This is a genomic window from Candidatus Pantoea symbiotica (assembly GCF_056491525.1).
The window spans coordinates 309,577-334,122 of the sequence record NZ_JBSZHR010000003.1 but is presented as its reverse complement, the minus strand read 5'-3'; the positions used below and the strand labels follow the sequence as shown (position 1 = coordinate 334,122).

At 56.2% G+C, this 24,546-nt stretch carries 20 protein-coding genes; 7 read left to right on the top strand and 13 right to left on the bottom strand.

The window, feature by feature from the left end:
- Nucleotide 1 precedes the first annotated feature (1 nt).
- Nucleotides 2-1,330 (top strand): NAD(P)/FAD-dependent oxidoreductase, encoded by a 1,329-nt coding sequence (locus ACXIZX_RS22325; RefSeq protein WP_179452664.1) that lies wholly within the window; start codon nucleotides 2-4, stop codon nucleotides 1,328-1,330.
- Nucleotides 1,331-1,426: 96 nt separating this feature from the next.
- Here the strand turns inward: ACXIZX_RS22325 and ACXIZX_RS22320 are convergent, their stop codons facing one another.
- Entirely contained in the window at nucleotides 1,427-2,713 is a 1,287-nt protein-coding gene (locus ACXIZX_RS22320) for a methyl-accepting chemotaxis protein (RefSeq protein WP_061719508.1), read from the bottom strand.
- A gap of 450 nt (nucleotides 2,714-3,163) precedes the next feature.
- Between ACXIZX_RS22320 and ACXIZX_RS22315 the strand changes: the two genes are divergently transcribed.
- Both ACXIZX_RS22315 and ACXIZX_RS22310 read left to right on the top strand, forming a co-directional pair.
- Complete coding sequence (locus ACXIZX_RS22315) at nucleotides 3,164-5,143, top strand: autotransporter outer membrane beta-barrel domain-containing protein (protein ID WP_479405387.1); 1,980 nt, start codon at nucleotides 3,164-3,166, stop codon at nucleotides 5,141-5,143.
- A 308-nt stretch (nucleotides 5,144-5,451) separates the two neighbouring features.
- Nucleotides 5,452-7,305 carry a hypothetical protein gene (locus ACXIZX_RS22310; protein WP_479405068.1) on the top strand — a complete coding sequence of 618 codons (1,854 nt, stop codon included), beginning with the start codon at nucleotides 5,452-5,454 and terminating at the stop codon, nucleotides 7,303-7,305.
- Between the two features lie 39 nt (nucleotides 7,306-7,344).
- Here ACXIZX_RS22310 and ACXIZX_RS22305 read toward each other — a convergent pair whose 3' ends face one another.
- The 8 genes from ACXIZX_RS22305 to ACXIZX_RS22270 all read right to left on the bottom strand — a co-directional run bounded on the left by ACXIZX_RS22305 (nucleotide 7,345) and on the right by ACXIZX_RS22270 (nucleotide 14,913).
- A complete protein-coding gene (locus tag ACXIZX_RS22305) occupies nucleotides 7,345-8,733 on the bottom strand; it encodes an FAD-binding oxidoreductase (RefSeq protein ID WP_479405067.1) in 1,389 nt (462 codons plus the stop codon).
- A gap of 90 nt (nucleotides 8,734-8,823) precedes the next feature.
- Nucleotides 8,824-9,624, bottom strand: coding sequence for an ABC transporter permease (locus ACXIZX_RS22300; RefSeq protein ID WP_479405066.1), 801 nt, complete (start codon nucleotides 9,622-9,624; stop codon nucleotides 8,824-8,826).
- Nucleotides 9,621-10,454, bottom strand: coding sequence for an ABC transporter ATP-binding protein (locus ACXIZX_RS22295; RefSeq protein ID WP_479405065.1), 834 nt, complete (start codon nucleotides 10,452-10,454; stop codon nucleotides 9,621-9,623). Before ACXIZX_RS22295 ends, ACXIZX_RS22300 begins: the two co-directional genes overlap by 4 nt.
- On the bottom strand, nucleotides 10,451-11,422 hold the full coding sequence (locus ACXIZX_RS22290; RefSeq protein ID WP_479405064.1) for an ABC transporter substrate-binding protein: 972 nt from the start codon (nucleotides 11,420-11,422) through the stop codon (nucleotides 10,451-10,453). Before ACXIZX_RS22290 ends, ACXIZX_RS22295 begins: the two co-directional genes overlap by 4 nt.
- A 9-nt stretch (nucleotides 11,423-11,431) precedes the next feature.
- Entirely contained in the window at nucleotides 11,432-12,310 is an 879-nt protein-coding gene (locus tag ACXIZX_RS22285; protein WP_179452656.1) for a creatininase family protein, read from the bottom strand.
- 14 nt (nucleotides 12,311-12,324) lie between these two features.
- Complete coding sequence (locus ACXIZX_RS22280) at nucleotides 12,325-12,780, bottom strand: RidA family protein (protein WP_061719502.1); 456 nt, start codon at nucleotides 12,778-12,780, stop codon at nucleotides 12,325-12,327.
- Nucleotides 12,770-13,969 carry an amidohydrolase family protein gene (locus tag ACXIZX_RS22275; protein ID WP_179452655.1) on the bottom strand — a complete coding sequence of 400 codons (1,200 nt, stop codon included), beginning with the start codon at nucleotides 13,967-13,969 and terminating at the stop codon, nucleotides 12,770-12,772. The genes ACXIZX_RS22280 and ACXIZX_RS22275 overlap by 11 nt, the downstream gene beginning before the upstream one ends.
- Nucleotides 13,966-14,913: a PDR/VanB family oxidoreductase gene (locus tag ACXIZX_RS22270; protein ID WP_479405063.1), complete on the bottom strand. Its 948-nt coding sequence runs from the start codon at nucleotides 14,911-14,913 to the stop codon at nucleotides 13,966-13,968. Before ACXIZX_RS22270 ends, ACXIZX_RS22275 begins: the two co-directional genes overlap by 4 nt.
- A gap of 143 nt (nucleotides 14,914-15,056) precedes the next feature.
- Between ACXIZX_RS22270 and ACXIZX_RS22265 the strand changes: the two genes are divergently transcribed.
- A complete protein-coding gene (locus ACXIZX_RS22265) occupies nucleotides 15,057-15,977 on the top strand; it encodes a LysR family transcriptional regulator (RefSeq protein WP_008109635.1) in 921 nt (306 codons plus the stop codon).
- Nucleotides 15,978-16,010: 33 nt separating this feature from the next.
- On the opposite strand, the gene ACXIZX_RS22260 is transcribed toward ACXIZX_RS22265, so the two are convergent.
- Entirely contained in the window at nucleotides 16,011-17,345 is a 1,335-nt protein-coding gene (locus ACXIZX_RS22260) for a glycoside hydrolase family 10-like protein (protein ID WP_323271799.1), read from the bottom strand.
- 165 nt (nucleotides 17,346-17,510) lie between these two features.
- Here ACXIZX_RS22260 and ACXIZX_RS22255 point away from each other — a divergent pair, with 165 nt between their 5' ends.
- A complete protein-coding gene (locus tag ACXIZX_RS22255) occupies nucleotides 17,511-17,837 on the top strand; it encodes a hypothetical protein (protein ID WP_265298415.1) in 327 nt (108 codons plus the stop codon).
- Nucleotides 17,838-17,869: 32 nt separating this feature from the next.
- Here ACXIZX_RS22255 and gabP read toward each other — a convergent pair whose 3' ends face one another.
- A complete protein-coding gene (gabP, locus tag ACXIZX_RS22250; RefSeq protein WP_479405062.1) occupies nucleotides 17,870-19,264 on the bottom strand; it encodes a GABA permease in 1,395 nt (464 codons plus the stop codon).
- A 94-nt stretch (nucleotides 19,265-19,358) separates the two neighbouring features.
- Nucleotides 19,359-20,621: a 4-aminobutyrate--2-oxoglutarate transaminase gene (gene gabT, locus ACXIZX_RS22245; RefSeq protein ID WP_479405061.1), complete on the bottom strand. Its 1,263-nt coding sequence runs from the start codon at nucleotides 20,619-20,621 to the stop codon at nucleotides 19,359-19,361.
- Nucleotides 20,622-20,730: 109 nt separating this feature from the next.
- On the opposite strand from gabT, the gene pdxR reads away from it, so the two are divergent.
- Both pdxR and ACXIZX_RS22235 read left to right on the top strand, forming a co-directional pair.
- Complete coding sequence (pdxR, locus tag ACXIZX_RS22240; protein WP_479405060.1) at nucleotides 20,731-22,215, top strand: MocR-like pyridoxine biosynthesis transcription factor PdxR; 1,485 nt, start codon at nucleotides 20,731-20,733, stop codon at nucleotides 22,213-22,215.
- Nucleotides 22,216-22,330: 115 nt separating this feature from the next.
- Complete coding sequence (locus ACXIZX_RS22235) at nucleotides 22,331-23,518, top strand: IS4 family transposase (protein ID WP_479403451.1); 1,188 nt, start codon at nucleotides 22,331-22,333, stop codon at nucleotides 23,516-23,518.
- Between the two features lie 79 nt (nucleotides 23,519-23,597).
- Here the strand turns inward: ACXIZX_RS22235 and ACXIZX_RS22230 are convergent, their stop codons facing one another.
- On the bottom strand, nucleotides 23,598-24,461 hold the full coding sequence (locus ACXIZX_RS22230) for an aldo/keto reductase family oxidoreductase (RefSeq protein WP_479405059.1): 864 nt from the start codon (nucleotides 24,459-24,461) through the stop codon (nucleotides 23,598-23,600).
- Nucleotides 24,462-24,546: the final 85 nt, after the last annotated feature.

The window sequence follows — 24,546 nt, the reverse complement described above, 5'->3', positions numbered from 1 at the left end:
GATGCGCATAAAAATCAATGCAGTAGCAGACAGTGAACGCTTTCCCGAATCCGTCGATGTGATTGTCATTGGCGGCGGCATTATTGGCACGTCGGTGAGTTACGAACTGGCAAAACAGGGCGTTTCCGTGGCGCTGTTTGAAAAGGGCGTGATCGGCGGCGAGCAATCCGGTCGTAACTGGGGCTGGGTGCGCCAGCAGAACCGCGACCTGTACGAGCTGCCGATGGCGATGCGCAGTTTGCAGCGCTGGGACGAGCTGAGCAGCGAAATCGGCCTCGATCTCGGCTTCTCGCGTCAGGGCATTACTTACGGCACGCAGAGCGAAAGCGACTTGGCGCGCTGGGAAGCGTGGGGCAAACAGGCGCAGCAAATTGGCTTCGTCAGCCATCTGATGACCGCGCAAGAGACGCGCGAACGCATCGGCAACAATTCGCCGTGGATTGGCGGCGTGTGGTCGCCCAGCGATGGTCGCGCGGAGCCGTCACTGGCGGCACCGGCAATTGCGACCGGCGCGAAAAACCTCGGCGCATCGATCCAGCAAAACTGCGCGGTACGCGGCCTCGATGTTTCCGGCGGACGCGTGACCGGTGTCTGGACCGAGCGCGGCCTGGTGAAAGCCAATCGCGTGATCTGCTGCGGCGGCGCGTGGAGTTCGCGCTTCTGCAAGCAGTACGGCATCGAACTGCCGAGCGCCAATATCCTGGGTACCGCGTTCAAAACCACGGCGGCACCTGAAGTGATCAAAGGTTGTCTCAGCACCGGCGGGTTGTGTATTCGTCGTCGTCAGGATGGCAGCTATACCGTGGCGCTCTCCGGGCGCGGGCAGATTGACCTCGCACCGCAAAACATCCGTTATGCCACCAAGTTCTATCCGATGTATCGCAGCAAGATCGCTAAGAAGCTGAAGATGCGCATTAATGGCTCGTTCTTCAATGGCCCGGAAGCCGCTGGTTCGTGGTCTAATCAAGGTGTGTCGCCGTTTGAGAAGATCCGCACCCTCGATCCGGCACCGGACAACGGCATTGTGCAGGAAGCGATGCAGGCGCTGGTGCAGCTTTATCCGGAGTTGAACGGCATTAAAGTGGATCACGCTTGGGGCGGCTGGATTGATACCACGCCGGATTTGGTGCCGGTGATTGATGAGATGACCAGCATGCCGGGCTTGTTTATCGCCTCCGGCTTTAGCGGTCACGGTTTTGGTATCGGGCCGGGCGCAGGCTTGCTGTGCGCGCAGATGGTGAATAACAAACCGTTATTCACCGATATGAAGCCGTACAGTCTGGCGCGTTTCGCCAAAGGTCAGGCGATCCGTGAACCGCAGATGATGTAATCACAACCCCGCGACCGTAGGGTCGTCATTTATGACGACCTTTCCGCTGACCGCACGATACTTTTTCCAGGTCGCCATAAATGGCGACCCTACAAATCACACATCTAACCGATGAATCACGTTCACAAACTCATGCACGCCGCTGTTAATTTCCCGCAGGCTGCGTGACAGCACGCTGATTTTATCCTGCTCGGTCACCACAAACTGCTTCACCTCATTGAGCTGCTGCTCCATCTGCGCAATCAAACTGGCGTTGTGTTCCACCACCTGCGTGATCTGTTTGGTGGCGCTGGAGGTGGATGCCGCCAAACGTCTCACTTCGCCTGCCACCACGCTGAATCCGCGTCCCGCTTCACCGGCGCGTGCCGACTCAATCGCCGCATTCAGCGCCAGAATATTGGTTTGTGAGGCAATCAGGTTGATGGTCTCGACCACCTCGCTAATGCTCTTCGCCGAGGCGTTGAGCTCCGCACCAATCGCCGTCGCCGCATTCACCTGCACCGCCACCAATCCAGAGTTGCGGATGGTTTCATCCAGCACCTCATTGGCGTTGTCGGTGATTTGTGAGGTCTCTTCAGAGGTCGTCAGTGCGATGTCGGCTACGCGCTTAGCCGCTTCCACGCGCGCGGTGATATCCGAGGCGATTTTAATCACCTTATAGACCTTGCCATCCGCGTCATAAACCGGGTTATAGCTGGCTTCAAGCCAGATGCGTTCGCCGCTGGCAGTTTTGCGTTCGAAGCGGCCAACAAAGTGTTCACCTTTGGCCATCTTGCGCCAGAAGTCCGGATTTTCGCGGTAGAAGTTATCGAAGCAGAAAATACGATGATGTTGCCCAACAACCGAATCCAACTCATATCCCATGTGCTTGAGGAAGTTATTGTTGGCCGTGAGGATTTGACCATCCGGCGTAAATTCGATTACCGCCATGGAAAGGTCCAGTGCGGTGATCACCGCTTCTTTGTGCTCCAGCTCCTGATGACGTTCTGTAATATCCGAAGCCACCTTGATCACTTTGTAAACATGGCCTTTGTCATCGCTCACCGGGAAATAGGTGGCGCTGAGATAGAAGCGCTGGCCTTGCTTATTGAAGCGCTCAAAAATGCCAGTTACCGATTCACCGGACGCCAGCGTTTGCCAGAAGGCGAGGTAGTTGGAAGATTGGCTGTGTTGCGGGCTGCAGAAGATGCGGTGATGTTTCCCCTGAATTTCATTTAGCTGGTAGCCGGTGGTGGCAAGGAAGAGGTGATTGGCAGTGAGAATCTCGCCGTTGGGCGTAAATTCAATCCATGCCACATGCTGTTTGATCGCATTGATATCTTTAACCACATCGCCACTTTTATAAAACGGCAAGGTAAGACTCGACTTTTTCACACCAAACATGGGAAGCCTCAGGCGATTATTGTGCTGTTGAACGTAAGGCGTGCAGCACCAATCTGCTCACGTTCAGGACGTGTCGCTTAGGCTGCCCGCAGATCCCCTTCGCCGTACACTTCAAAGTGTCTCTGTGCGCCGCAGCGCCGCATGGGGGTATTTAATTAACCGACCTGATGTTTTCAAAAGTACCGATCAGAGCGTAGTCGAACTCTGCATCGTTAGTTATCGGCGGCCTTATTTAAAGGTTTAATTTAAATGCATGTAAAAGAGCTGTTCATAAACTTTGGTTAATTTGCCGCTGCAAACTGGCATAACGCCTCCTTCCTGACTAAACAGTTAAACGTCCTTGATATTTTCCTTACGCATTCCTGATGCGATGTTGCGGGTTCGCTTGATGCGCGGACCTAACCTTTTGCCGGTCAGACGACGTAACTCTGGCCCATCACGGAGTTGATGATGAACAACCACAAATCTGCGCTTTCCGCTGTCGCCATCGCCACACTTAGCGCGTTGTTGACGCCTGCTCCCGCGCTGGCATGGGATAGCCTGACCGTGTTTGGCGATAGCCTGAGTGATAGCGGCAACGTGGGCCGCTTTACCTTCGACGGTGCACAACATCCTTTATATGACGAGATTCTTGCCGCGCATTTAGGCGAGGATTTGCAGCGTTCTACGTTGGGCGGCAGCAATTATGCGCAGGGTGGCGCGGTGTCGGTGCCGAAGCTTGACCCAGATTTAAACACTCAGGATCAACTGGCGGGTTATCTCGCCTCAACCGGCGGTCATGCTGACAGCAACGGTTTGTATATTCACTGGGTCGGCGCCAACGATATCGCTGCAGCCGTCACCAATCCCTTAACCGCCAGTGAAACCATCAGCAACAGCGCCAATCAATCGGTCGCACAGATCAAAACTTTGCTGGATGCCGGTGCGGGAGCGGTGATTGTGCCAACGGTTCCGCAACTCGGTTCAACGCCTTACATGATCCAAACGGTATTGCGCGTGTTGGGCACCGCAGCCACGCCAGCGATGGTGGCGGCGTTTCAGTCGCTGGATAGCGTCACCACGCCAGATAAAGCCGCGCGGCAACAGGCGGTGCAGGATGCGTTTACTCAGGCGGCAGGCGAAGTCTCTTCTGTTCCGGCGGTGCGTGACGCGCTGGCGCAGCAGCTTTACACCGCATGGCAGGAACTCAGCGAGCAGGTTACTGCGCTCTCCGACGGCTATAACCAGCAGGAAGAAGCGGGGCTGGCGACATTGAATGGCAATATCGTGCGCGTTGATATCGCTGGGCTGTTTGATGAAGTGATCGCCAATCCTACGCAATATGGCTTAACCAACACCATCGGCATCGCGTGTCCGATTGGGACGTCAGCGGATGAATGTAAATCCAGCACGCCAGGCTTCTCCAGCGCGCAGGATTATCTGTTCGCCGATCGTCTTCATCCAAGCCCAGCGGTGCACGCGATGATCGCCGATTACATTCAGTCGATTCTGGATGCGCCAGCGCAAGTGGCGGCGCTGTCTCAATCGCCACTGATGATGGCGCGCGATACACAAAACACGTTGGATGGGCATTTGCAGCAACAGCGTCAGCAGCCTGCCAGCGCCGGACAGTTCACGGTGTTTGGCGGTTACGCTGGGCAACACGTCGATTATCAAGGCGACAGCTGGAGCAACGGCAGTGCCAACACGGCCAACTTAACGCTCGGTATCGGCTATCAGCTCACCGACAACTGGCAAACCGGTGTGCTGTTCTCCAACACCAATCAGCGCCAGGAGCCTTCTTCCAACTACGATTACAAACTGCGCGGCAATCTGGTGGCGCTGTATAGCCAGCTGACGGTGCTTGATCAGGGCTGGATCAACGCCGATCTGCACTATGCCGACCTGGATTTCGACAGCATTGAGCGTGATATCCACATCGGCCCAGCCAAACGAACCGAGCAGGGCAGCACCAGCGGTAAACTGCTCGGTATGCGCGTGCAAACCGGCTGGACGCTGCCGCTGACCGAAAATCTCAGCACCGGACCGGTAGCCAGTTACGCGCTGGATTATGGACGCGTCGGCGGCTATAGCGAGAACAGCGACAGCAGCACCGCGATGCGCTACTCCGATCAAACTACCCATTCACAGATTGGCTCAGTCGGCTGGCGTATCGACAGCAAACAGTGGGTGGTGAATCCGTGGGCGCAGGTGAGTTACAACCATCAGTTTGGCGATACCGATTCCACGGTGCGCGCCGGGCTAAAATCGACCCGAACGTCGTTCGAACGCAGCATTGAGGCGCGTGATAAGAACTGGCTCGATCTGTCGGTAGGTGCCAACGTACCGCTGGCTGAAACGGTGAATGCTTTTGCCGGTGTTTCAACGGTTGGCGGTAATAGCGATTACCATCAGGTGACGTGGAATGTCGGTGTGAACGCCACTTTCTAAGTATTAAGGCCAGTAACCCATCGTTACTGGCCAGTTAATTTATAATGACATCTGCATCATTTATTAAGTCGTGTTTAAGACATATTCCGCGCTTTTCGTACCGGCTATATCAATAAACTGTCTGCGATTAATCTGTAAATCATTTCCTTCCCGTTACGCTTTTTTTCATTAATCATCATGTTGCCTGGTATTTCCAAAAACGCATAATTAAATACCACCAGTATGACTGGCACGCATCAACACATTAATTTTCAATTACTTATACTCGATGGTGCAGTTACTTTCTCTTAATAATTAAGGGGTACACCATGGCGAATGCGTCCAGTAATACCAATCCACAAAATGCAGTAGCAGCGGCGGCTACCGTTTATCAATTTCGGGATGTTGCAGAATTAAAAGCAACAGAACCCACCGTCGGAGGCACGATCGGCACTGTGCTTGAGTACACTCGTGGCACAAAAAGTGGCGGAGGTGTTTTTGTTTACGATGCCACTGATACGACATCTGTGGATGATGGCGGGCTGATTTTTGTAACTGCGGGGAAAAAGCGCTGGAAGCGCGTGGTGTTAGATTACAACTCAGTGACTGTTTTGGATTTTGGCGCAGTGCCAGATGGCAAGACTGACTGCATAGAAGCGGTGAAACGCATGTATACCTGGTCACAGCGCGTACTGCCATCGGCCGGGATTCGCTTTACGGCGGGTGTTTTTAGCATGTCGACGTTCGACATATCAGACAAAGAGATCAACCGCTTTAAAGTCGCAGGCGCGGCGGTCAACTTCGGCTATTTTCCAACCACAACATTGGTTTTCAATTGGGAAACTAAACCGCGTGGTCAGCTCTTCTTTAAAGTGCAGGCGCGCTATGCGGAAATCTCAGGGATTGTTGTTAAAGGGATGAGTTCTGATAGCGGTGGTGATGGTGGTACCGCATTTAACACCGTCGGCTTTTACGCCAACACCATTATCGGTGGTCAGTTCTTGCGTGTGAGCAGTATGGAGTTCCGTTATCTCGGCGGCAGGGCGTTGGATCTCATCGATACGCTGGATTGTAAAATCGACCAGTTTTATTCCCGTGGCTGTCAGGACAGCATTGTCTACGCGCGCTGGTCCGATCGTGAGCAAGGCGCATGGGATCACTCCACGGCAATTGAGTTATCGAATTTCAACCTACAAGGCAATACGAAGAAGCCGGTCCTCGATTTACCACGCTGTACCCAATCCTTTATACGCAACGGCTGGATTGAACATGCGGAGTTCGCTGGCGATCTCACCAACGGCCAATGGGTGATTGAAGGACTGGCGATTGAATCCACCGACAATCCGCTGAAATTAGGCTATTGCCGCGCCACCATTATTCAAAAAAGTATTCATAACCAAAGTGCAGGTTTTGATTACAGCACCGCAGGCATTGAACCCTGGACGCTAATTGGCGAGGGCGATCGTGGCGTGCTGGAATTTTCCGATTGGGGGATCATTGCGCAGGGCTCATTGAGTTACGATTATATTTCCTCGCAACACCACATGGATAATCGTACCGAAAATAATAAATGGTTTTATGTTGGCGAATTTAACTTCTCCGATGCGACCTCGCAGATTCACGTCCGTGTGGTGGGCAGTGCGCAATATAACTCCCAAAGCGAAACGCAAAAAACCCATAGCAATCGCACGCCAGAAGGCGCAACTAATATCTATTTGCAAGCGCGTGATGGTGCTAACACCATTGGCAGTTGGTACGGCGAAGGTTCCAGTCCGGTAGTGAAAGTTCATATTTCCGGCAATGGAGCGAGAACCAAACTCTATGTAAAAATCGCTGCCTATACTGGATTCTCCACCGCATTGGTCACCACCAACGGTAAAGATCGCTATCAAGCAGGATTATGTTTTATCTTCCGCAAAAGCTTTACCGCTTGCAGCGCTGAGGAGAGTGCAACGCTCGATGCGGCACCGACCGTGGCGTTTGAACAACATTGGATTGGCAATAAAGATGTGGGCTTTGGCTATAACAACAATAAAGAGTTGTTACTGCAGGGAACGTTAGTTTTAGGCCAACCAGAAGAGTATGAGCCTGGTAAGTGGCGCACACGCCGTTATTTAAAAGTACGCGTAAATGGCGAAGAGTGGAGTATTCCATTGAATTCAGCCACAGAACCTTATATCTAAATAATAGCCAGCAACTGCGGTTGCTGGCTTTATTAACGATCAATTCACACCCGCAATATGCACCTCCGGCAATGTCTCCCGTATTTCCCAGCCGCGTAATTTTCCAGGATTTAATAAATTATGCGGATCGCAGGCGCGTTTCATCGACACCACATCGGTGCGCACCATGCCTTGTTTGCCGTCTTCAATATGAATTACATGCGGGTTATTTATTTTCACGCCGTTCGCGCGGTAAATATCCATAATCGCGTTAAGGCGCTCTTCGTCGTGATAACGTATCAGCGGCAAACCGCTACAAGTAATAGAGCCATTCATATCGCGCAAGAATTCAATGTGCGACATCACTTCATCGGACAATTGCGCTTCCAGCGCTAACGCTTGCTGCTGATAGTTATCCGCCGCATAGGCGGTTTGCAGGTATGTCAGCGTCTTGTCGATTTTCAGCGCCTGCAGCGTGGTGTGGTTCCAGCAATATTCGATCAGCGAATGGCCGCTGTTTTCCCCTTCGGCAAAATGCAGCGCGTTGCGGCCCGCATGTTGGGCGAGAAGTGCAGGTAACAATCCATCGCTTTCGCTACCAACCACTGAAATTACGCCATGTTTGCCGGCCACATCGGCATCGGCCAGATCGCTGAAGTAGTCGAGCACTGGCGCAGCGAAGACCGCGATTTGGCGTTTCACCATGCCCGGCGAACGCGCCAGCGCATCGGCAAAGGCCATCGCTGCCGCGAAATCGTTGAACATATCCAGGCGTTCGATCCAGTCGTGACGCGGTGCCAGCGCCAGTTCGATCTCCAGCACAATGCCGTTGCTGCCGTACGCGTGATGCAGTAACAGCGCATCTGGCGCCTGCAACGTGATAATGCGCGGCGTCTCTTCCATGGTCATCAGCCGCACCGACAACACGTTACCCGGCGCGGCCAGCGGACCGTAATTGATGGAACCCACGCCGCCAAATCCGCCGCCAAACAGGCCGCCAAGCGTCGCCAGTTTCCAGGTGGAGGGCATGCAGCGCAGCTCCCAGCCGAGTGGACGCGTATGCGCTTCCAGATCGCCGAGCCGAATGCCCGCCTGCGCGCGCACCGTGCCGTGGCCGACGGCGGTCACCGCGTTGAGGCGCGTCATATCGACCATCACGCCACCGTGCAGCGGAATCAGCTGACCGTAATTGCCAGTTCCGCCGCCGCGCAGGTTGAGCGGCACGCGCTGTTTAGTGCAGGCCGCGACGATCAGCGCCAGCTCCTGCTCATCACGCGGACGCACCGCCAGTTCAGCAAACTTCTCTTCCAGCTGCGGTTTCAGCACCGGGCTGAACCAATGGAAATCGCGCGACAGACGTTTGACCTTCGGCGCTTCTTTAATCCAGTCAAGTTCAGGCAACGCCGCGACCAGCGCCGCCAGTGCAGACTGGCGATCGGAATCAGACATGTTTATTTCCTGTGGTAAAAGAGGGTTCCGTAGGGTCGCCATTCATGGCGACCTTCTCACCATGTCGCCATGAATGGCGACCCTACGATGTTAGTTGGGGCTTAATTCACTCTCATGCCACGCCGCCAGCACGCGGCGCGTCAGCCACGACATCAGCGCGAACAGCAGGAAGCCCGCCAGTGAAATCAGCAGCAGCGCGGCGAACATCAGCGGGATATTGAGCTGATAACCGGCCTGCAAAATCTGGTACGCCAATCCGGTATCGGTGCCGCCGGTGCCGGCGACAAACTCGGCCACCACCGCGCCAATCAGCGACAAGCCGCTGGAGATGCGCAGCGCGCCAAAGAAGTACGGCAGCGCCGAAGGAATACGCAGGCGCAACAGAATCTGCATGCGCGAGGCGTGATTGAGGCGGAAATAACTCAGCAATCCCGGCGACACGCTGCGCAGTCCTTGTGTGGTATTGGAAATTATTGGAAACACCGCCATCAAGGTGGCACATACCACCAGCGACAGCGTGGTGTCTTTTACCCAGATAATGATTAGTGGCGCGATGGCGACAATCGGCGTCACCTGCAGGAACACGATGTAGGGAAAAAGGGCGGTTTCAATAAAGCGATTTTGCACCAGCAGAAACGCCACAATCGAGCCAATGACAATCGCCATCGCGAAGGAAATCACGGTGATTTTCAGGGTGTAGAGCAACGACATAAACAGCGTTGGGAAGTTCTGCACCAGACTTTGCGCCACCACTAACGGCGAGGGCACCAGAAACACCGGCACCTTGAAGGTGGTGACCAGAAACTGCCACAACAGCAGCATGGCGACCGCGACGATGGCGGGGAATAGCCACTGCTGAAATTGCCGATGGCTCGCTAACGGTTTCATCATTGACTCTCCTTGCTCGCCGCCAGCAGGCCGCGTTGCAGCTGTTGCGCATAATGGGTGAAGTTTTGGCTGACGCGAAACTCATCGTCGCGCGGCAAGGTGGTTTCAATGCGAATGTCATCCACCACGCGGCCGGGACGCGCCGCCATCATGATCACGCGCTGCGACAGAAATACCGCTTCCTGAATCGAGTGGGTAACAAACACCACCGTCAGCTTCTGCTCCTGCCACAAATCCAGCAGATCGCTGTCCAGCTTGTTGCGGGTGATTTCATCCAGCGCGCCAAACGGCTCATCCATCAGCAGCACTTTCGGGCGCGTCACCAGGCCGCGCGCGATCGACACACGCATCTGCATGCCGCCAGAAAGCTCGCGCGGCAGCACGTGACCAAACTGGCCGAGACCGACCAGTTCGAGGATCTCACGCACGCGAGTGTCCGCTTCGGCACGCGGCACGCCGGCCAAATCGAGCGGCAGACGCACGTTTTTGTGCACGTTGCTCCACGGCATTAACGTCGCTTCCTGAAATACAAACGATAGCGGCAGATCGCGTTGATTTTCCCGCCGATCGCGGCGAAACAGCATTAACTTGCCATCGGTGGGCTCAATCAGCCCGGCGATCATTTTCAGCAAGGTGCTTTTGCCGCAGCCGGACGGGCCGAGCAGCGAGACAAATTCGCCCTGACGAATGGTGAGATCGACTGGCAGCAGCGCGCGCGTGCCGTTGGGATAGATTTTCTCCGCTGACAGCACCTCAATCGCCGGTGGCGCGGCAGAACGCGGCACCGCTTGCGCATCAGGATGCAGCAGCGTCAGATGGCTAGCTGTATTCATGGCAGAACCTTGACGTCTTGAATGAATTTAAGCGTGTAGCTGCCTTCAAACGGCACTTTCGTGGGATCGATCAGCTTGGTATCGACCAGCAGCTGCCAGGTTTGCTTGAGGCGCGCTTCGGTCATGATGCCGATGCCGCCGGTTTGCGCATCGCCGCCGGTCAGCATTTGGTATTTCTTCATCTGCGCGATGCCGAAAGCAATCTGTTCATCGCTCATCTGCGGGTTCTCTTTCTTGATCAGCACGTTGCCTGCGCTCGGATCCTGCAGATAGTTTTTCCAGCCTTGCATCGATGCCTTCACAAACGCCGCCACCGCTGCCGGACGTTTCTCAATGGTCGATTTCATGCAAACGATGCTGTTGCCGTACGGCGGATAGCCCCAATCGCTGATCGGATAGACATTGGCCTGCGCATTGGCTTTCTGCACCGCAAAAGGTTCGGAGGTGATATAGCCTTGCTGCACCAGATTTTTATCGGCGAGGAACGGCTGAATGCTGAAGGTGTAAGGCCGCACGCGCGCGTTTTTAAGGTTTAGCGCGCTCTGCGCCCACGGCCAATATGAGGTGTAGGCTTCCGCTGCCAGCAGGAAGGTTTTGCCCTGCAAATCGGCCTGATTTTTCACATCAGGATGAGTGAGAAAGGCAATCGCCGAGTGCTGGAAGGTGGTGGCAACCGGCATTGCTTCAACACCTTGCTGCCAGATTTCCAGCGCCTGCATGTTATCGCTGATGATGCAGTCGGCTTGGCCGGCCGCCATCAGCTGCATGGTATGCACCTGCGGACCGCCCATCTTGATTGTGACGTCGAGGCCAGCATCACGATAGAGATTCTGCGCCTGCGCCTGATAAAAGCCGCCGTGTTCGGCCTGCGCATACCAGTTGGTCATAAAGGTGAATTTCTCAGCCGCCATGCTCGGGGCCGAGAGTGCCAGCGCAAGCGCGGCAACAGTGCTCAATGTTTTTTTCATCGTTATTCCCTAGCGAGGTGTTAAAAAGGCGGCGGCGTCGTTGTGATCTAATACTTTGCCTTGCCACTGGCCGGTGCCCCACGCCGGTTCGGCGCGCATTACCCACGTCATTTGATGCACTTCGGTGATCACCTGCGCCCAGCTTTCTGCCAGCGAATCGAGGATCGCTGCGCCTTGCTCGGGCGTGGACGGCAAAGGATCGCCAATCACGCCGCTTGGGCCGAAATCGTAGGACGCCCACGCTGCCATCGGTTTGTTGGTCGAAAGCGTCGGGCAGGGGAATTCCGGCGGATAGTTGGCGACGGCTTTGTCCATTTGCACGGTATCGGGCGCCAGCGCCAGCATCAGCGCAGTTTCCGCGTGTCCGGCGTGCATCGCCATCTGGCGTTCTTTGTCATCCATAAAGCTTTCCGCGCAGTTCGGCACTTTGAAGGTGTCTTGCATGATGATGATCATGTCGCCGTGACGCAGACGTAGTTCGCGTGCCGCCATCTGCAACGGCTGCGGCTGGCCGCCGTGGCCGTTAACCATCAGGAATTTGCGGAAACCGGCGCGATAGAGTGATTCACCAATCTCCAGAATGGTGTGCAGCAAGGTTTCACCGGTCAGCGTCAGCGTGCCGGGAAAATGCAGGTGCTCATCCGATTTGCCGTAAGTGATCGGCGGGATGGCGTAAGCGGGGATCGCCGCTGGTAAGCGCGCCAGCGCATGGCCGACCACGCCAGAAGAGATCACGCTATCCACCGCGCACGGCAGATGCGGGCCGTGCTGCTCAATCGCGCCGGTCGGCAACACGATCACGGTGTTGGCTTTATTCTCCAGCGTGGCGATGTCAGTCCAGCTCAGGTACGGCAAAAAGCGGTTTGCCGGAATATAACCATGCAACATTTCAACTCCTCGTGTTATTGCGGCAACCACGCCGTGGCTTCAACTTCAATCAAGACGTCCGGACTCGGCAGCATTTCGCTCACCTGCACCACGGTCGAAACCGGCGGCGCATCGGGGAAAAATTGCTTACGCACCCGGCTGTAATGGGGGAAATGGTCCAGATTGCGGAAGTACTGCACCAGTTTGAAGACATCGCTCATCTGGCCGCCCGCGCTTTCGATGGTGGTGCGAATGCTCTCCAGCACGTACCAGCTCTGTGCCAGAATCGGCCCCTCTTTAATGTCGGTGGAGAACTCGCCGGTGCGGCCAAGCAGTTGTTGTGCAGCGGCGGGAATGTCGTCGTAGCCGCGCACAATGGTGGCGGTTTGCGGGTTCACCGGAATAATGCCGGAAAGGAAAATGAAGTCGCCCGCGCGTCGCCACGCGGCATATTTCGCCAGCGGTTGTCCCGCTCCTGCATCAAGCGCCATCTGTTGTTTCTCCATAACGCACACCCATTTTCAGCCGATAGCGCTGACGTTGCCGCAACGGCCAGCTCGCCACATCGGCATGCGGAAAGATCACTAAATCATTCGCCAGCAGCGCGCGGCGTTGGCAGATCAGCGCCGATGCCTCATCAAATGCCGCGCCCAGTTGCAGGCTTAGCAAAGCGCTAAACAGCGTATCGAGCGGGTCGTAACTGCCAAACGGGCAGAACGCGTCTTGCACGTTATCAGCGCCGAGCAGCAGCGCGACACCAAGTGCCTGCGCCTCTTTCACCAGCGTTAAACCGCGCAGCCGCGGCGTGCGGCCGGGCACCGCATCCTGCAGCAGCAGGTTGGTGAGCGGCAGCGCAATCAATGTCACATTGTGCTGCGCCAGCACGGCCAGAATTTGTTCTGCATCGTCCTGCTGCGACAGCGCGCAGCTGTGGCTGCAGGTAATCGCGCCGCTAAACGGATGCTGCTGCAAATAGTGCGCCAGCCAGCGTAATCCCTGCGCCTCGACGTTAAGTTCTTCATCAATATGCAGATCGATATCCAGCTGCCACAGTTCGGCGGCCTGCATCAGATGCTGAAACGCCTGCGCATCCCAGTTGCTGCTGTGAATAAAGCCGCCTAACAGCGCGCCGGGACCGCTGGTCGCGACCTGCGCGGCGATATGCTGCGCATCGCTGGCATCGGCGAAAAAGGTCAGTGGCGCGAGGGCGACACGTTCAATGCTGCACAGCGGATGGTGCAGATCGCCAATCACTTGCCACGCTAACGGTGCATCGACGGAGAACCAGTCGATGTGGGTACGCAGCAAACCAACACCGGCTTCCACCGCCCAGCGCAGCGCCTGGCTGGCGCGCTGCTGCAAATCTTCCGCGTTCCAGTGCGCGCGGTCCTGATGCATGGCGGCAATCGCTGCCAGCAAACCGGGCTGTTGCGCCGGGCTGCGCTGGATGGTGAAGGTTTTGTCCAGATGCGCGTGCGGCTCGATAAATGCGGGCAGCACCAGTGCGCCATTCAGCGGCAGATAATCAGCGGGTGCTGCTGCGCTGTCGGGTTCGAATTGCAGGCCAGCGGCGTGGAAATGTAAGGTCGCCAGCTGCGGTTGATTATTGGTTTCAGGCCAGTTCTCAGGCAGCAGCCAGCGGGGTAAACGTGCGCCGGTGGCACCCGGATAGCCGCTCATAGATCCAGTACCAGCAGCGGGGAATGGGCGCGCGAGCAGCACAATACGATGCAATCATTGGCGGCACGTTCTTGCAGACTTAACACGTCATCACGGTGATCCGGTTCGCCTGCCAATAGGCCGGTGATACAGGAACCACACATGCCTTGCTCGCAGGAAAGCGGTAATTCGAGACCTGCATTCTCAAGCACTTCAGCGATAGTTTGTTGCTCACCCACGGCAAAGCGTGCGCCGGAGGAGGCGATCTCCACCTCGAACGCACCGCCTGCAATCACCGACTTTGTGGGTTGGAAGCGTTCGCTGTGCAGCTGTGTTTCGGTCCAGCCGTGTTGCAAAGCGAGCTGCTGCAGATGTTCCATAAAACCTGCAGGACCGCAGAACACCAATGCTGCGTTATCTGGCTTAGAGAGATCGTCGGGAACGCGCTGGCGCAGGCTGTCGCCTTCGCTGCTGTAATGAATGACGACACGAGCGCCGAGATTGCTCAGGCGTGCGCTGAAAGCCAACTCGTCGGCGCGTTTCAGGTAAAGGTGCAGGGTAAAATCCGCCTGACGCGCGGCCAGCGTTTCGGCCATCACCAACAGCGGTGTCAAACCGATACCGGCGGCAAACAGCAGCGTGCGCGGCGCATGCGGCAGCGGGAAGTGGTTGCGTGGGGCGGAAATCTCTAATTCATCGCCGGTGGTTAATTGCTGATGCAGCCAGCGCGATCCGCCGGTTGAACGCTCATCCAGACGCACGCAGATTTCATAGTGATCGGCTGCCGCAGAGCAGAGTGAATACTGGCGTTTACCGCATTCGGGAATGAGCACATCAATATGCGCGCCGGGCGTGAAGGCGGGCAACGGCTGCCCGCTGCGACTCGCCAGCGTCAGTAATACATTGCCTGCACCGTTGAACTGCTTTGCGATGACGGTGACAGCGAGAGAGTTGGATTTCATCATCTATCTGCCTGAGCAGGGATGTCGTCGGCCACGAGGCCGCGCAAACCCTTGTTTTTATCATGGCAGCGATTATTATTTTGCCGTTGTGTAAGCGTCCATCTGTTTAATTCGCATGATGCGTTGCAAAAAAGAGAGCACCCCTTATGTTCGCCTTTTCCCGATTTCTGCTCTATTTCACTGAAGTGGCCCGCCAGGGTTCGCTGCGCAAGGCTTCTGAGGTGCTGCATGTCTCGGCGTCGTCGATTGATCGGCAGATTCTGCGCGTGGAGGAACAGCTGGATATGCCGCTGTTTGAGCGCCATCCATCAGGATTACGTATGACGGCAGCGGGTGAGATCCTGCTAAATGCGGCAAAAAACTGGCAGCGGGATTTTGGCCGCGTTTGTACGCAGCTGGATGATTTACGCGGATTGCGCCACGGCCATGTGCATATCGCCACTATTGATGCGATTAATCGCGGTTTCTTCTCTTCGATTTTGCAGCGCATTCGCAGCGACTATCCCGGCATCTCTTTCACGCTGACCACCATGAGCAACATCCATATCGCCAATGCGTTGACGTCGGGCGATGCGGATTTCGGCATCATGCTCAATCCGCAGAGTTCGCGCGAGCTGCTGGTGAAGTCATTTGCCGATTTACGCCTCGGTATTGTGGTAAGCAGCCAGCATCCGCTGGCCCATCTGGAGTCGATCCGCTTCAGCCACTGCGAATCCTGGCCGTTTATCGTGCCCGCCGCGCCGCTGATGTTGGCGGATCCGCTTGAAGCGCTGATCAACAGTTCGGGCATTAAGATCAGCGAAGTGGCGCGCACCAATAATATTCATATGCTGCGATCGCTGGTGCGAGATGACGTAGGAATTAGCCTGATGTGCTGGCTGGATATCGTCGATGAGTATCGGCGCGGCGAACTGAAGTTTATCCCGCTGATCGATACCGTGCTGAAGCCGTTTACCTTGTCACTTTGCGTGGCGCCGCAGCGCCAGCTTTCGATCGCGGCTTCCATGATGCTGCGCGAGCTGGAGTCGTTTTTTGCGCTGATGCAGAGTGAGGAGCTGCTGGCGTAAACGGTCGCCATGAATGGCGACCCTACGATAATGTTAATCGCCCCAACGGCTGCGCAAATAATTCACCGCATCCTGGGTTTGTGGCTGATTCAGGTAATTCTCGCGGAATAAAATGGTGCCGTTAATTTGCGGTACTGACTCGTTGAGATCGAGCTGCTTTTTCAACTCTGGCACGCCGCCATTCACCGTCCAGTCCGGTTCGCTTTTCGAGGCTTCACCGATTTTATACAGTGCGACACCGATATAGAGCCGCGTATGCGTCGGTTTCACTACGTCCGCCCACCAGTTGGCTAACACGTCGTAGCGTGCGGCCTGGCGCGCAAACGGCCAGTAAAGCTGCGGCGCGATGTAATCCAACAGACCCATTTGCACCCAGCGACGCGTATCGGCATAGGCTTCGTCATAGGCGGCCGCGCCGCGCGTGTCAGAACCTGCCGCATCATGCGACAGATTACGCCATACGCCCGCCGGGCTGACGCCAAATTCCACGTTCGGGTTCAACTGCTTGATGGTGCGCGACACCTGCTCGATCAACAGCAGCGTATTGTTGCGGCGCCAGTCAGCTTTTGAGGCAAAACCCTGACCATACTGGCGGAACGTGGCGTTGTCGTTGAGGGTTGAGCCGGGCGTTTCGGTATAGAAATAGTCATCGAACTGCACGCCGTCAATTGGATAGTGCGACACCACTTCCGCGACGATGCTGGTGATCCAGTCACGCGCGGCGGGAATACCGGGATCGAGCACAAAGCGATCGCTGGCGGTGCGAATCCAGTCGCGATGCAGCACAAACACGCTGGCCGGTTGCAGCGCAAGCGTATTATTCAGTGCGTTAACCGTGGACGGTTTGACGTTAGTCGAGACGCGATAAGGGTTGAACCACGCGTGCACCTTCATGCCGCGTTTGTGCGCCTCATCCAGCATGAACTTCAGCGGATCGTATCCAGGATCTTCGCCAATCTTGCCGGTGAGCATATCTGACCAAGGCAAGATGCTGGAGCGCCACAGCGCGGTTCCATCCGGTTTCACCTGGAAAAACACAGTATTGATGCCGAGGCTTTTCAGTTTATCCAGCTTGTCGGTCAATGCCTGTTGCTGCTGGTGGATGCGGTTGGCCGGGCTGGCATTTACTGAATTGATAGGCGGCCAGTCGAGGCGTGAAACAGTGGTCAGCCACACGCCGCGCACCGGCTCTTTGCTCAGCGCAGGTTTGGTGGGCATCGGCGGTTTGGTCACCGTCGGCAACGGCGTGACCAGCGATTTCGGCGGCGGCGAGGAGCAACTGGCAAGAGAGAGGGCGACGGCAACGGCAATCAGCGCAGCGGATTTTTTGTAGGTGTTAACCCAGGGAAAACGATGTGAACAGGCTATGGTAAACTCCCTTTTTTGCAACTTTCTGTTCGAAGAGCCTCATTCTCTTATCATGCGAACTAAAGTCAATATAATCGCGCGGTTGCTGAACATTTCCAGGTCGCCATAAATGGCGACCCTACGACAGGCGAGCGCCACCAAACACCATTGAGGAACCCAAAACCTATGCAATACGAAGACCTTTATCGCCGTATCGGCCAGATCATCTTTAGCTGTGGCCCCGAAGGTGCGCGGGAATTGATCGTTCAGGCTGAGCTGTTTGCGGACGATGATGGCGGGCAGTTTCAGTTCGATTACATCGATGAAAACGGTGAACCGGATTGGTTTGAACCCGATGCGCGCGCGATTGGCGATCTCTCGGAGGCGCTGAAGGATTTTCAGCAGTACTTCGTGGATAACAACATGACCAACGGTTTGCCGGTGTGGCGCAAATGCGCGATTAACCTCAACGTGCTGGAAGAAGCGATTAGCATCGACGTGCAGTACGACTGAGTTCCGCGGCATCCTTGCCCGGAATCAATGCGTTACGAGCGTAACGCCACCATCTCCTCGTTTTTACGCGCCACGCGTTTGCGCTGCACAATGCGGCTGGCGGCAACCACACCCAGCGTCAACAGGCCGGTGGCGATAATTTCTGGACGGTGTTGTTGATTAAACAGCATGGCAATCAACACGCCGACAATGAACACCATCGTTGCCCACGTCAGGCCAGGGAACAGCCACATGCGATAGCTGAGAATTTCGCCGCGCGCTTCGCGCTTTTTGCGCAGCACCAGATGAGACGCGGCGATCACAAGATACACCAGCAGCGCGATGGCACCGGAACTGGCGAGCAGGAACTCAAACACCGCGCTTGGCGCCAGATAGTTGGCGATCACCGCGAGGAAGGCCGCCGCCGTGGACAGCAGCACCGCTACCCACGGCGTGCCGCTGCGGGTGGTGCGCGACGCGATGGCTGGCGCATCTTCACGGCGTGACAGTGAATAGATCATGCGTGATGCGGTATACAGCGCAGAGTTGAGGCAGCTACACACCGCAATTAACACTACCACATCAACAATCTGCTTCGCGTACGGCACATTCATCATCTGCATCGCCGTCTGGTAAGAACCCGCTTTCATCAGCGACGGCGTATTCCACGGCACCAGCGCCACCACAATGAAAATCGACAGCAGATAGAACAGCGCGATGCGCCAGATCACCGAATTGGTCGCCCGGGTGATTTGCTTCTTCGGCTCGCGCGATTCGGCGGCGGCAATGGTGACGATCTCGGTGCCCATAAACGAGAACATGGTGGTGAGGATCGCTGCCAGTACTGCGCCGATGCCGTTCGGCATAAAGCCTTTTGTATCATAGAGATGTGAAATTCCCTGCGTGCTGCTGCCCGGCATCAAACCAAACACCGCCAAACTACCCGCGCAGAGGAATGCCACAATCGCCACCACTTTCAGCAGGGCGAACCAGAATTCAAACTCGCCATAATTCTTCACGCTGAACAGGTTGCTGATAGTCAGAAATGCAGTGATCGCCAGCGTGTATTCCCACACCGGAACCTGTGGAAACCACGAATGCAGGATGGTGCCAGCGGCGTTAGCTTCCAGCGGGATCACTAACACCCAGAACCACCAATACAGCCAGCCGATGGTGAAGCCGGCCCAACGGCCCAGCGATTTGTCGGCATAAGTGGAGAAGGAGCCGGAATCGGGTGACGCCACCGCCATTTCAGCCAGCATGCGCATAATCAGCACCACTAACGCGCCCGCAGCGATGTAGGCCAGCAATACCGCCGGACCGGCTTCGGCGATCGCATGACCTGAACCGACAAACAATCCGGCACCAATCACGCCACCAATCGATAACATCCGCACATGACGCGGCTTCAGGCCTTGCGCCAGTACATCGGCATTCTGTGAACTCATCAATATTTCTCCAAAGCGTCTCTCAGGCCGCGCCACGCGCAACCGGGTTACAACAGGTGAGAAGCCCAGCCCGCCGCGCGAGCTGGGTAGCGTGTTACGAATCGGCGTGTTGACTCAGCACGCTGCTGAGAATGTCGAGCGCCTGACCGAATTGCGCATCAGGAATGGTAAGCGGATAGAGGAAGCGGATGACGTTGCCCTGCGGGCCGCAGGTAAGCAGAAGCAGCCCACGCGCCATCGCCTGTTGCTGGATAGTTTGCGCAGTTTGCGCGCTGGCAAATTCCACCGCGATCATCGAACCAAGGCCGCGAATATCGGTGATGGAGGAGCACTGGCTGCGCGCGCTCTGCAGGAAGTCGGTTAACTGCGCGCCGAGTTGAGCAGAGCGTTCACACAGCTTCTCGTCGGCGATCACGTCCAGCACCGCATGCGCCGAGGCAATCGCCAGCGGATTACCGGCGTAAGTGCCGCCGAGTCCGCCCGGACCTGGCGCATCCATAATCTCGGCGCGGCCGCTGACCGCCGATAACGGCATGCCGCCCGCGAGGCTTTTCGCCATGGTGATCAGATCCGGTTTCACCGCATAGTGATCCATCGCAAACAGCTTGCCGGTGCGCGCAAAGCCGGTTTGCACTTCATCGGCAATCAGCAGAATGCCGTGCTCATCGGCCAGCACTCGCAGACGGTTGAAGAATTCAGGCGGCGCGACGTGGAATCCGCCTTCACCCTGAATCGGCTCCAGCACGATAGCGGCAACATCCTGTGGCGCGATGTCCTGAGTGAAGATGTCCTGCAAGCTGGCCAGCGCATCATCAACGCTGATGCCGGTCACGCTGTTGGGATAGCGCGCATGCCACACCGACGCGGGCATCGGGCCGAAGTCGCGCTTGTAAGGTGCCACTTTGCCGGTCATTGCCATGGTCATAAAAGTACGACCGTGGAATGAATTGCCGAAGGTGATGATGCCGTGACGGCGCGTCGCCGCCCGCGCCACTTTCACCGCGTTTTCTACCGCTTCGGCGCCGGTGGAGAAGAAAGCGGTTTTGGCTTTACCGGCAATTGGCACCACGCGATTGAGGCGTTCAGCCAGCGCCACATAGCTCTCATACGGCGTGACCTGGAATGCGGTATGAGTAAATTTCTCTAACTGATCGGCAATCGCCTGCACGATGCGTGGATGGCGATGACCGGTGTTCAGCACCGCGATGCCGCCGGCGAAATCGATCCAGCTGTTGCCTTCACCATCGCGCAGCGTGGCGTTCTCCGCGTGCTCTACATACCACTGACAAAGATTGCCGGTGCCGCGTGGCAGGGCATCATCTTTACGTTGCTGCAACTGGCTGTTTTTACCTTCCATAACCTTTCCTTAGCGATAAGCGTCTTTACAAATCACGACAAACACGCTTATTTATGCCTGCGCTGCGCTATCTTGCCAGAGCCACTTTCAGTGAAAAGAGGGGAGCCAATTGCGAAGTTTGTACGCCGATCATGTATTAGAGCGCATGCAGTTTATGCCGGAAGGAACATTGCAGCAGCGTTTGCTGAGCTGCATGCAAGCCGCTATCGCAGAAGGTATTTTTCCGCGTGCCACGCGCTTGCCCGCCACGCGTGATTTGGCGCGCGAGCTGTCGGTGTCGCGCAATACGGTGTTGAACGTGTATGAGAATTTGATGGCGCAAGGCTACGTCACGGCGCGTACCGGCAGCGGCACCTGGATTGCAGAAAACTTGCCGGAAGGATCGCTGAACACGCCGCGCAATATAGCGACTATCGAACCATTAACCGCGAAACCGGCGGCGATTTCTAAACGCGGCGCGTCGCTGCTCGGCCATGCCAATGCGTCGCCGTATCAGTGGGGCGCTTTTGTGCCTGGCGCGCCGGATGTCACGCAGTTTCCGCATAAACTTTTCAGCCAGATTCAGGCGCGTTTGAACCGTGAACCGGATATAGAACGGTTGATTTACAGTAGCAACGGCGGCTGTCCGCAGCTGCGCGCCGCGCTGGCAGAATACCTCAGCGTGGCGCGTTCGGTGCGCGCCGATGCCGATCAAATCATCATCACCGAAGGGATTCATCAGGCGGTGGATTTGGTTTCACGCGTGCTGTGCGATCCCGGCGATCAGGTGTGGATCGAAGAGCCCGGTTATTGGGGGACGCGCAATCTGCTGCGCATTAATGGGCTGAAAATCAATGCGATTGCGGTGGATGAGCAGGGATTAATTCCCGATTTGCCGCCGCGCAGTCGCGCACCGAAAATGATTTTCGTGACACCGTCACACCAGTATCCGCTGGGAGTGCATCTCAGCCTGGAACGCCGCAAGCAACTGCTCGATCTGGCGCGCAAACACAAAACCTGGCTGGTGGAAGATGATTACGACAGCGAGTTTCGCTTCTCCGGCCAGCCATTCCCCTCACTGCAAGGCTTTGAGCCGGATGCGCCAGTGATCTACATGGGCACTTTTAGCAAGACGCTCTATCCGGCGCTGCGCCTCGGTTATTTGGTGGTACCAAAAGCGCTGGCGCAGCCGCTGCGCGTGGCGGCGGCGGAACTGTATCGCGGCGGCCATTTGCTGGTGCAGCGCGCGCTGGCGGAGTTCATTCAGAAAGGGCATTACATGTCGCACATTCGCCGCATGCGTAAGCTCTACAGCCAGCGGCGGCGCTTTATGGTTAGCTTGATTGAGCGTTATCTGGGCGCTGCTTTTTTGCCGTTGGTGAATCACGAGGCGGGATTACATCTGGTGATGAATCTGCCAACCGGCTGCGATGATGTGGCGGTCGCCGCACTGGCGCTGCGGCGCGGCGTGAAGGTGCGGCCGCTGTCGCAATATTATATGCACCCGCAGGAGCGGCGCGGTTTGCTGCTGGGTTTTGCCTGCGTCGATGAGCGGCAGTGTCAGGATGCGTTTGGTACGTTGAAAGGGTGTTTGGCGGAGATGGGGATTATTTGAAGCGGAGGTCGCCATAAATGGCGACCCTACAACCTGATGAATCCCCACAAAAACGAAGCAGGCACAGTGGAAAAATGATCTAATTATTGCGCCAACAAAAAATAAGATCGCCACTATGCCTGCTTCCGCATTTTGCCATAAATTTTTACGGGAATCTTTAGCCAGCACCCATCAGTATCGTCGTAACGCCCTCACTGATATGACGATTTCCCTGACCCGCGGTGCTTCCCTCAATCTGACCAGCATTGGTCGCTCTCTTGCGGGCGATGCCCGCGTTAAGCACAAAATCAAACGCGTTGACCGCCTTATGGGGAATGCTGCCCTCCACCGGGAGGTGCCCGCGCTGTCACGCGACATTATCTGCTGGCTTATCCGGGACATGAAGGAGTGCGTCATTGCCGTGGACTGGAGCGCCTGGCCGACTCAGTCCTTCAGCCTTTTGCGTGCCAGCCTGCTGGCGGACGGACGCGCTATCCCGCTGCTGAGCCTCATCGCAGAAGGCGATAAGCTGGGAAATCCCGACCTTCAGAACCGCTTTCTGGACGAACTGGCCGGGTGTATGGGAGACAGGAAAGTGACCATCGTCACCGATGCCGGGTTCCGCCGCGAGTGGTTTAACCGCGTTCAGTCGCACGGATGGCACTTCATCGGCCGGCTCAGGGGCAACGGCGTTCTGAAGCTGGCCGGAACGGATGAGTGGGTAACGCCGGGTCAGCTAAAAGCCGGCACAACGCCGCGCTGTGCTGGTGCGGCCCGGCTGACGCGATATAAAAAATCACCGGCTTACGGCTTCGTGCACGTTCATAAGAGAGCGCCCAAAAATCGTCACGGAAAGAAAAGCCGGGATCGTTTTTTTTACACGCGCGAAGAGGCAAACCAGAGTCGCCTGGCCCGTGAGCCGTGGGTGCTGTTTACCAGCGATGCGGAGCTGAAGCCACGGACGGTAATGAAGCTTTACAGCCGGAGAATGCAGATAGAACAGAACTTCCGGGATGAAAAGAGTGAACGTTACGGTATGGGGCTGAGAAGCAGCTTCAGCCGGAGTGTGGAAAGGATGTCAGTGCTGAACCTGCTGTCGACGCTGTGCAGCATCTTACTGTGGCTGATGGGCTACGCGCTTGAAAGCAAAGGCGAGCACCGGTTTTATCAGGCGAACACGGTGCAACACCGGCGAGTACTGTCATACCTTACGCTGGCAAGAAATGCGATAAGGCACAACCCGGCAGGGATCAGTCAGCTGGATATAGAAACGGTGCGAGCCGAACTATCAGCGAGTTACAGGAATATCGTATATGTGTATTAACGATATTCCTGGGGATCCCTCAGCCCTACAACGGCCGCATCGTCTTCGTAGGGTCGCCATTTATGGCGACCTGGTCAACTTATGGCTGCGCAATGCTATCCAAACGCTGCACAATTTCAGGCGTAAGTTTCACCTCAGCACTCGCCAGGTTCTGCTTCAGGTGCTCCGGTGACGACGTCCCCGGAATCAGCAGAATATTAGGCGAACGCTGCAGCAGCCAGGCCAGCGCAACCTGCAATGGTGTAGCGCCCAGTTCATTTGCCACCTCGCTCAACTGATCCGATTGCAGCGGTGAAAAGCCGCCGAGCGGGAAGAACGGTACGTAAGGAATGCCTTGTGCTGCCAGCTGGTCGAGCAGCGCCTCATCCTGGCGATTGGCCAGATTGTAGAGGTTCTGCACGCAGGCGATCGGCGTCATCGCCTGGGCATCGGCCACCTGTTTGGCGGTAACGTTGCTCAGACCAATATGACGAATCAGCCCGCGCTCTTTCAGTTTGATCATCGCTTCAACCTGCGGCTCCAGCGAACCTTCTTTCGGTCCATGCACGTCCAACATTGAACGCAGATTCACCACTTCCATCACATCAAGCCCAAGATTGCGCAGATTATCTTCCACCGCTTGCGTCAGCGCTTCCGGCGTGAACGCCGGTAACCAGCCGCCTTTCTCGTCGCGGCGCGCGCCCAGTTTGGTGACGATCACCAGATCGTCGGCGTAAGGGTGTAACGCTTTTTTGATCAGCTGATTGGTGATGTGCGGACCATAGAAATCGCTGGTATCAATGTGATTTACGCCTGCGGCGACGGCATCCCGCAGCACCTGCAAAGCGCGCGCTTCGTCTTTCGGCGGACCAAACACGCCGGGACCGGCTAACTGCATGGCACCGTAACCGAGTCGTGCAACCTGGCGATCGCCAAGGGTGTAATTCAATGCTGGATGAGACATGGAAAGCTCCTTCGTCAGTGTGTGGTTAGATTGTAATCGCCAATGTGCTGTGCAACTATCCGTACAAATCGGGACACACTGTACG

Coding starts and splice junctions, on each gene's coding strand:
- ACXIZX_RS22325 (WP_179452664.1), top strand. CDS start 2: ATGCGCATAAAAATCAATGCAGTAGCAGACAGTGAACGCTTTCCCGAA.
- ACXIZX_RS22320 (WP_061719508.1), bottom strand. CDS start 2,713: ATGTTTGGTGTGAAAAAGTCGAGTCTTACCTTGCCGTTTTATAAAAGT.
- ACXIZX_RS22315 (WP_479405387.1), top strand. CDS start 3,164: ATGAACAACCACAAATCTGCGCTTTCCGCTGTCGCCATCGCCACACTT.
- ACXIZX_RS22310 (WP_479405068.1), top strand. CDS start 5,452: ATGGCGAATGCGTCCAGTAATACCAATCCACAAAATGCAGTAGCAGCG.
- ACXIZX_RS22305 (WP_479405067.1), bottom strand. CDS start 8,733: ATGTCTGATTCCGATCGCCAGTCTGCACTGGCGGCGCTGGTCGCGGCG.
- ACXIZX_RS22300 (WP_479405066.1), bottom strand. CDS start 9,624: ATGATGAAACCGTTAGCGAGCCATCGGCAATTTCAGCAGTGGCTATTC.
- ACXIZX_RS22295 (WP_479405065.1), bottom strand. CDS start 10,454: ATGAATACAGCTAGCCATCTGACGCTGCTGCATCCTGATGCGCAAGCG.
- ACXIZX_RS22290 (WP_479405064.1), bottom strand. CDS start 11,422: ATGAAAAAAACATTGAGCACTGTTGCCGCGCTTGCGCTGGCACTCTCG.
- ACXIZX_RS22285 (WP_179452656.1), bottom strand. CDS start 12,310: ATGTTGCATGGTTATATTCCGGCAAACCGCTTTTTGCCGTACCTGAGC.
- ACXIZX_RS22280 (WP_061719502.1), bottom strand. CDS start 12,780: ATGGCGCTTGATGCAGGAGCGGGACAACCGCTGGCGAAATATGCCGCG.
- ACXIZX_RS22275 (WP_179452655.1), bottom strand. CDS start 13,969: ATGAGCGGCTATCCGGGTGCCACCGGCGCACGTTTACCCCGCTGGCTG.
- ACXIZX_RS22270 (WP_479405063.1), bottom strand. CDS start 14,913: ATGATGAAATCCAACTCTCTCGCTGTCACCGTCATCGCAAAGCAGTTC.
- ACXIZX_RS22265 (WP_008109635.1), top strand. CDS start 15,057: ATGTTCGCCTTTTCCCGATTTCTGCTCTATTTCACTGAAGTGGCCCGC.
- ACXIZX_RS22255 (WP_265298415.1), top strand. CDS start 17,511: ATGCAATACGAAGACCTTTATCGCCGTATCGGCCAGATCATCTTTAGC.
- gabP (WP_479405062.1), bottom strand. CDS start 19,264: ATGAGTTCACAGAATGCCGATGTACTGGCGCAAGGCCTGAAGCCGCGT.
- gabT (WP_479405061.1), bottom strand. CDS start 20,621: ATGGAAGGTAAAAACAGCCAGTTGCAGCAACGTAAAGATGATGCCCTG.
- ACXIZX_RS22235 (WP_479403451.1), top strand. CDS start 22,331: ATGCCTGCTTCCGCATTTTGCCATAAATTTTTACGGGAATCTTTAGCC.
- ACXIZX_RS22230 (WP_479405059.1), bottom strand. CDS start 24,461: ATGTCTCATCCAGCATTGAATTACACCCTTGGCGATCGCCAGGTTGCA.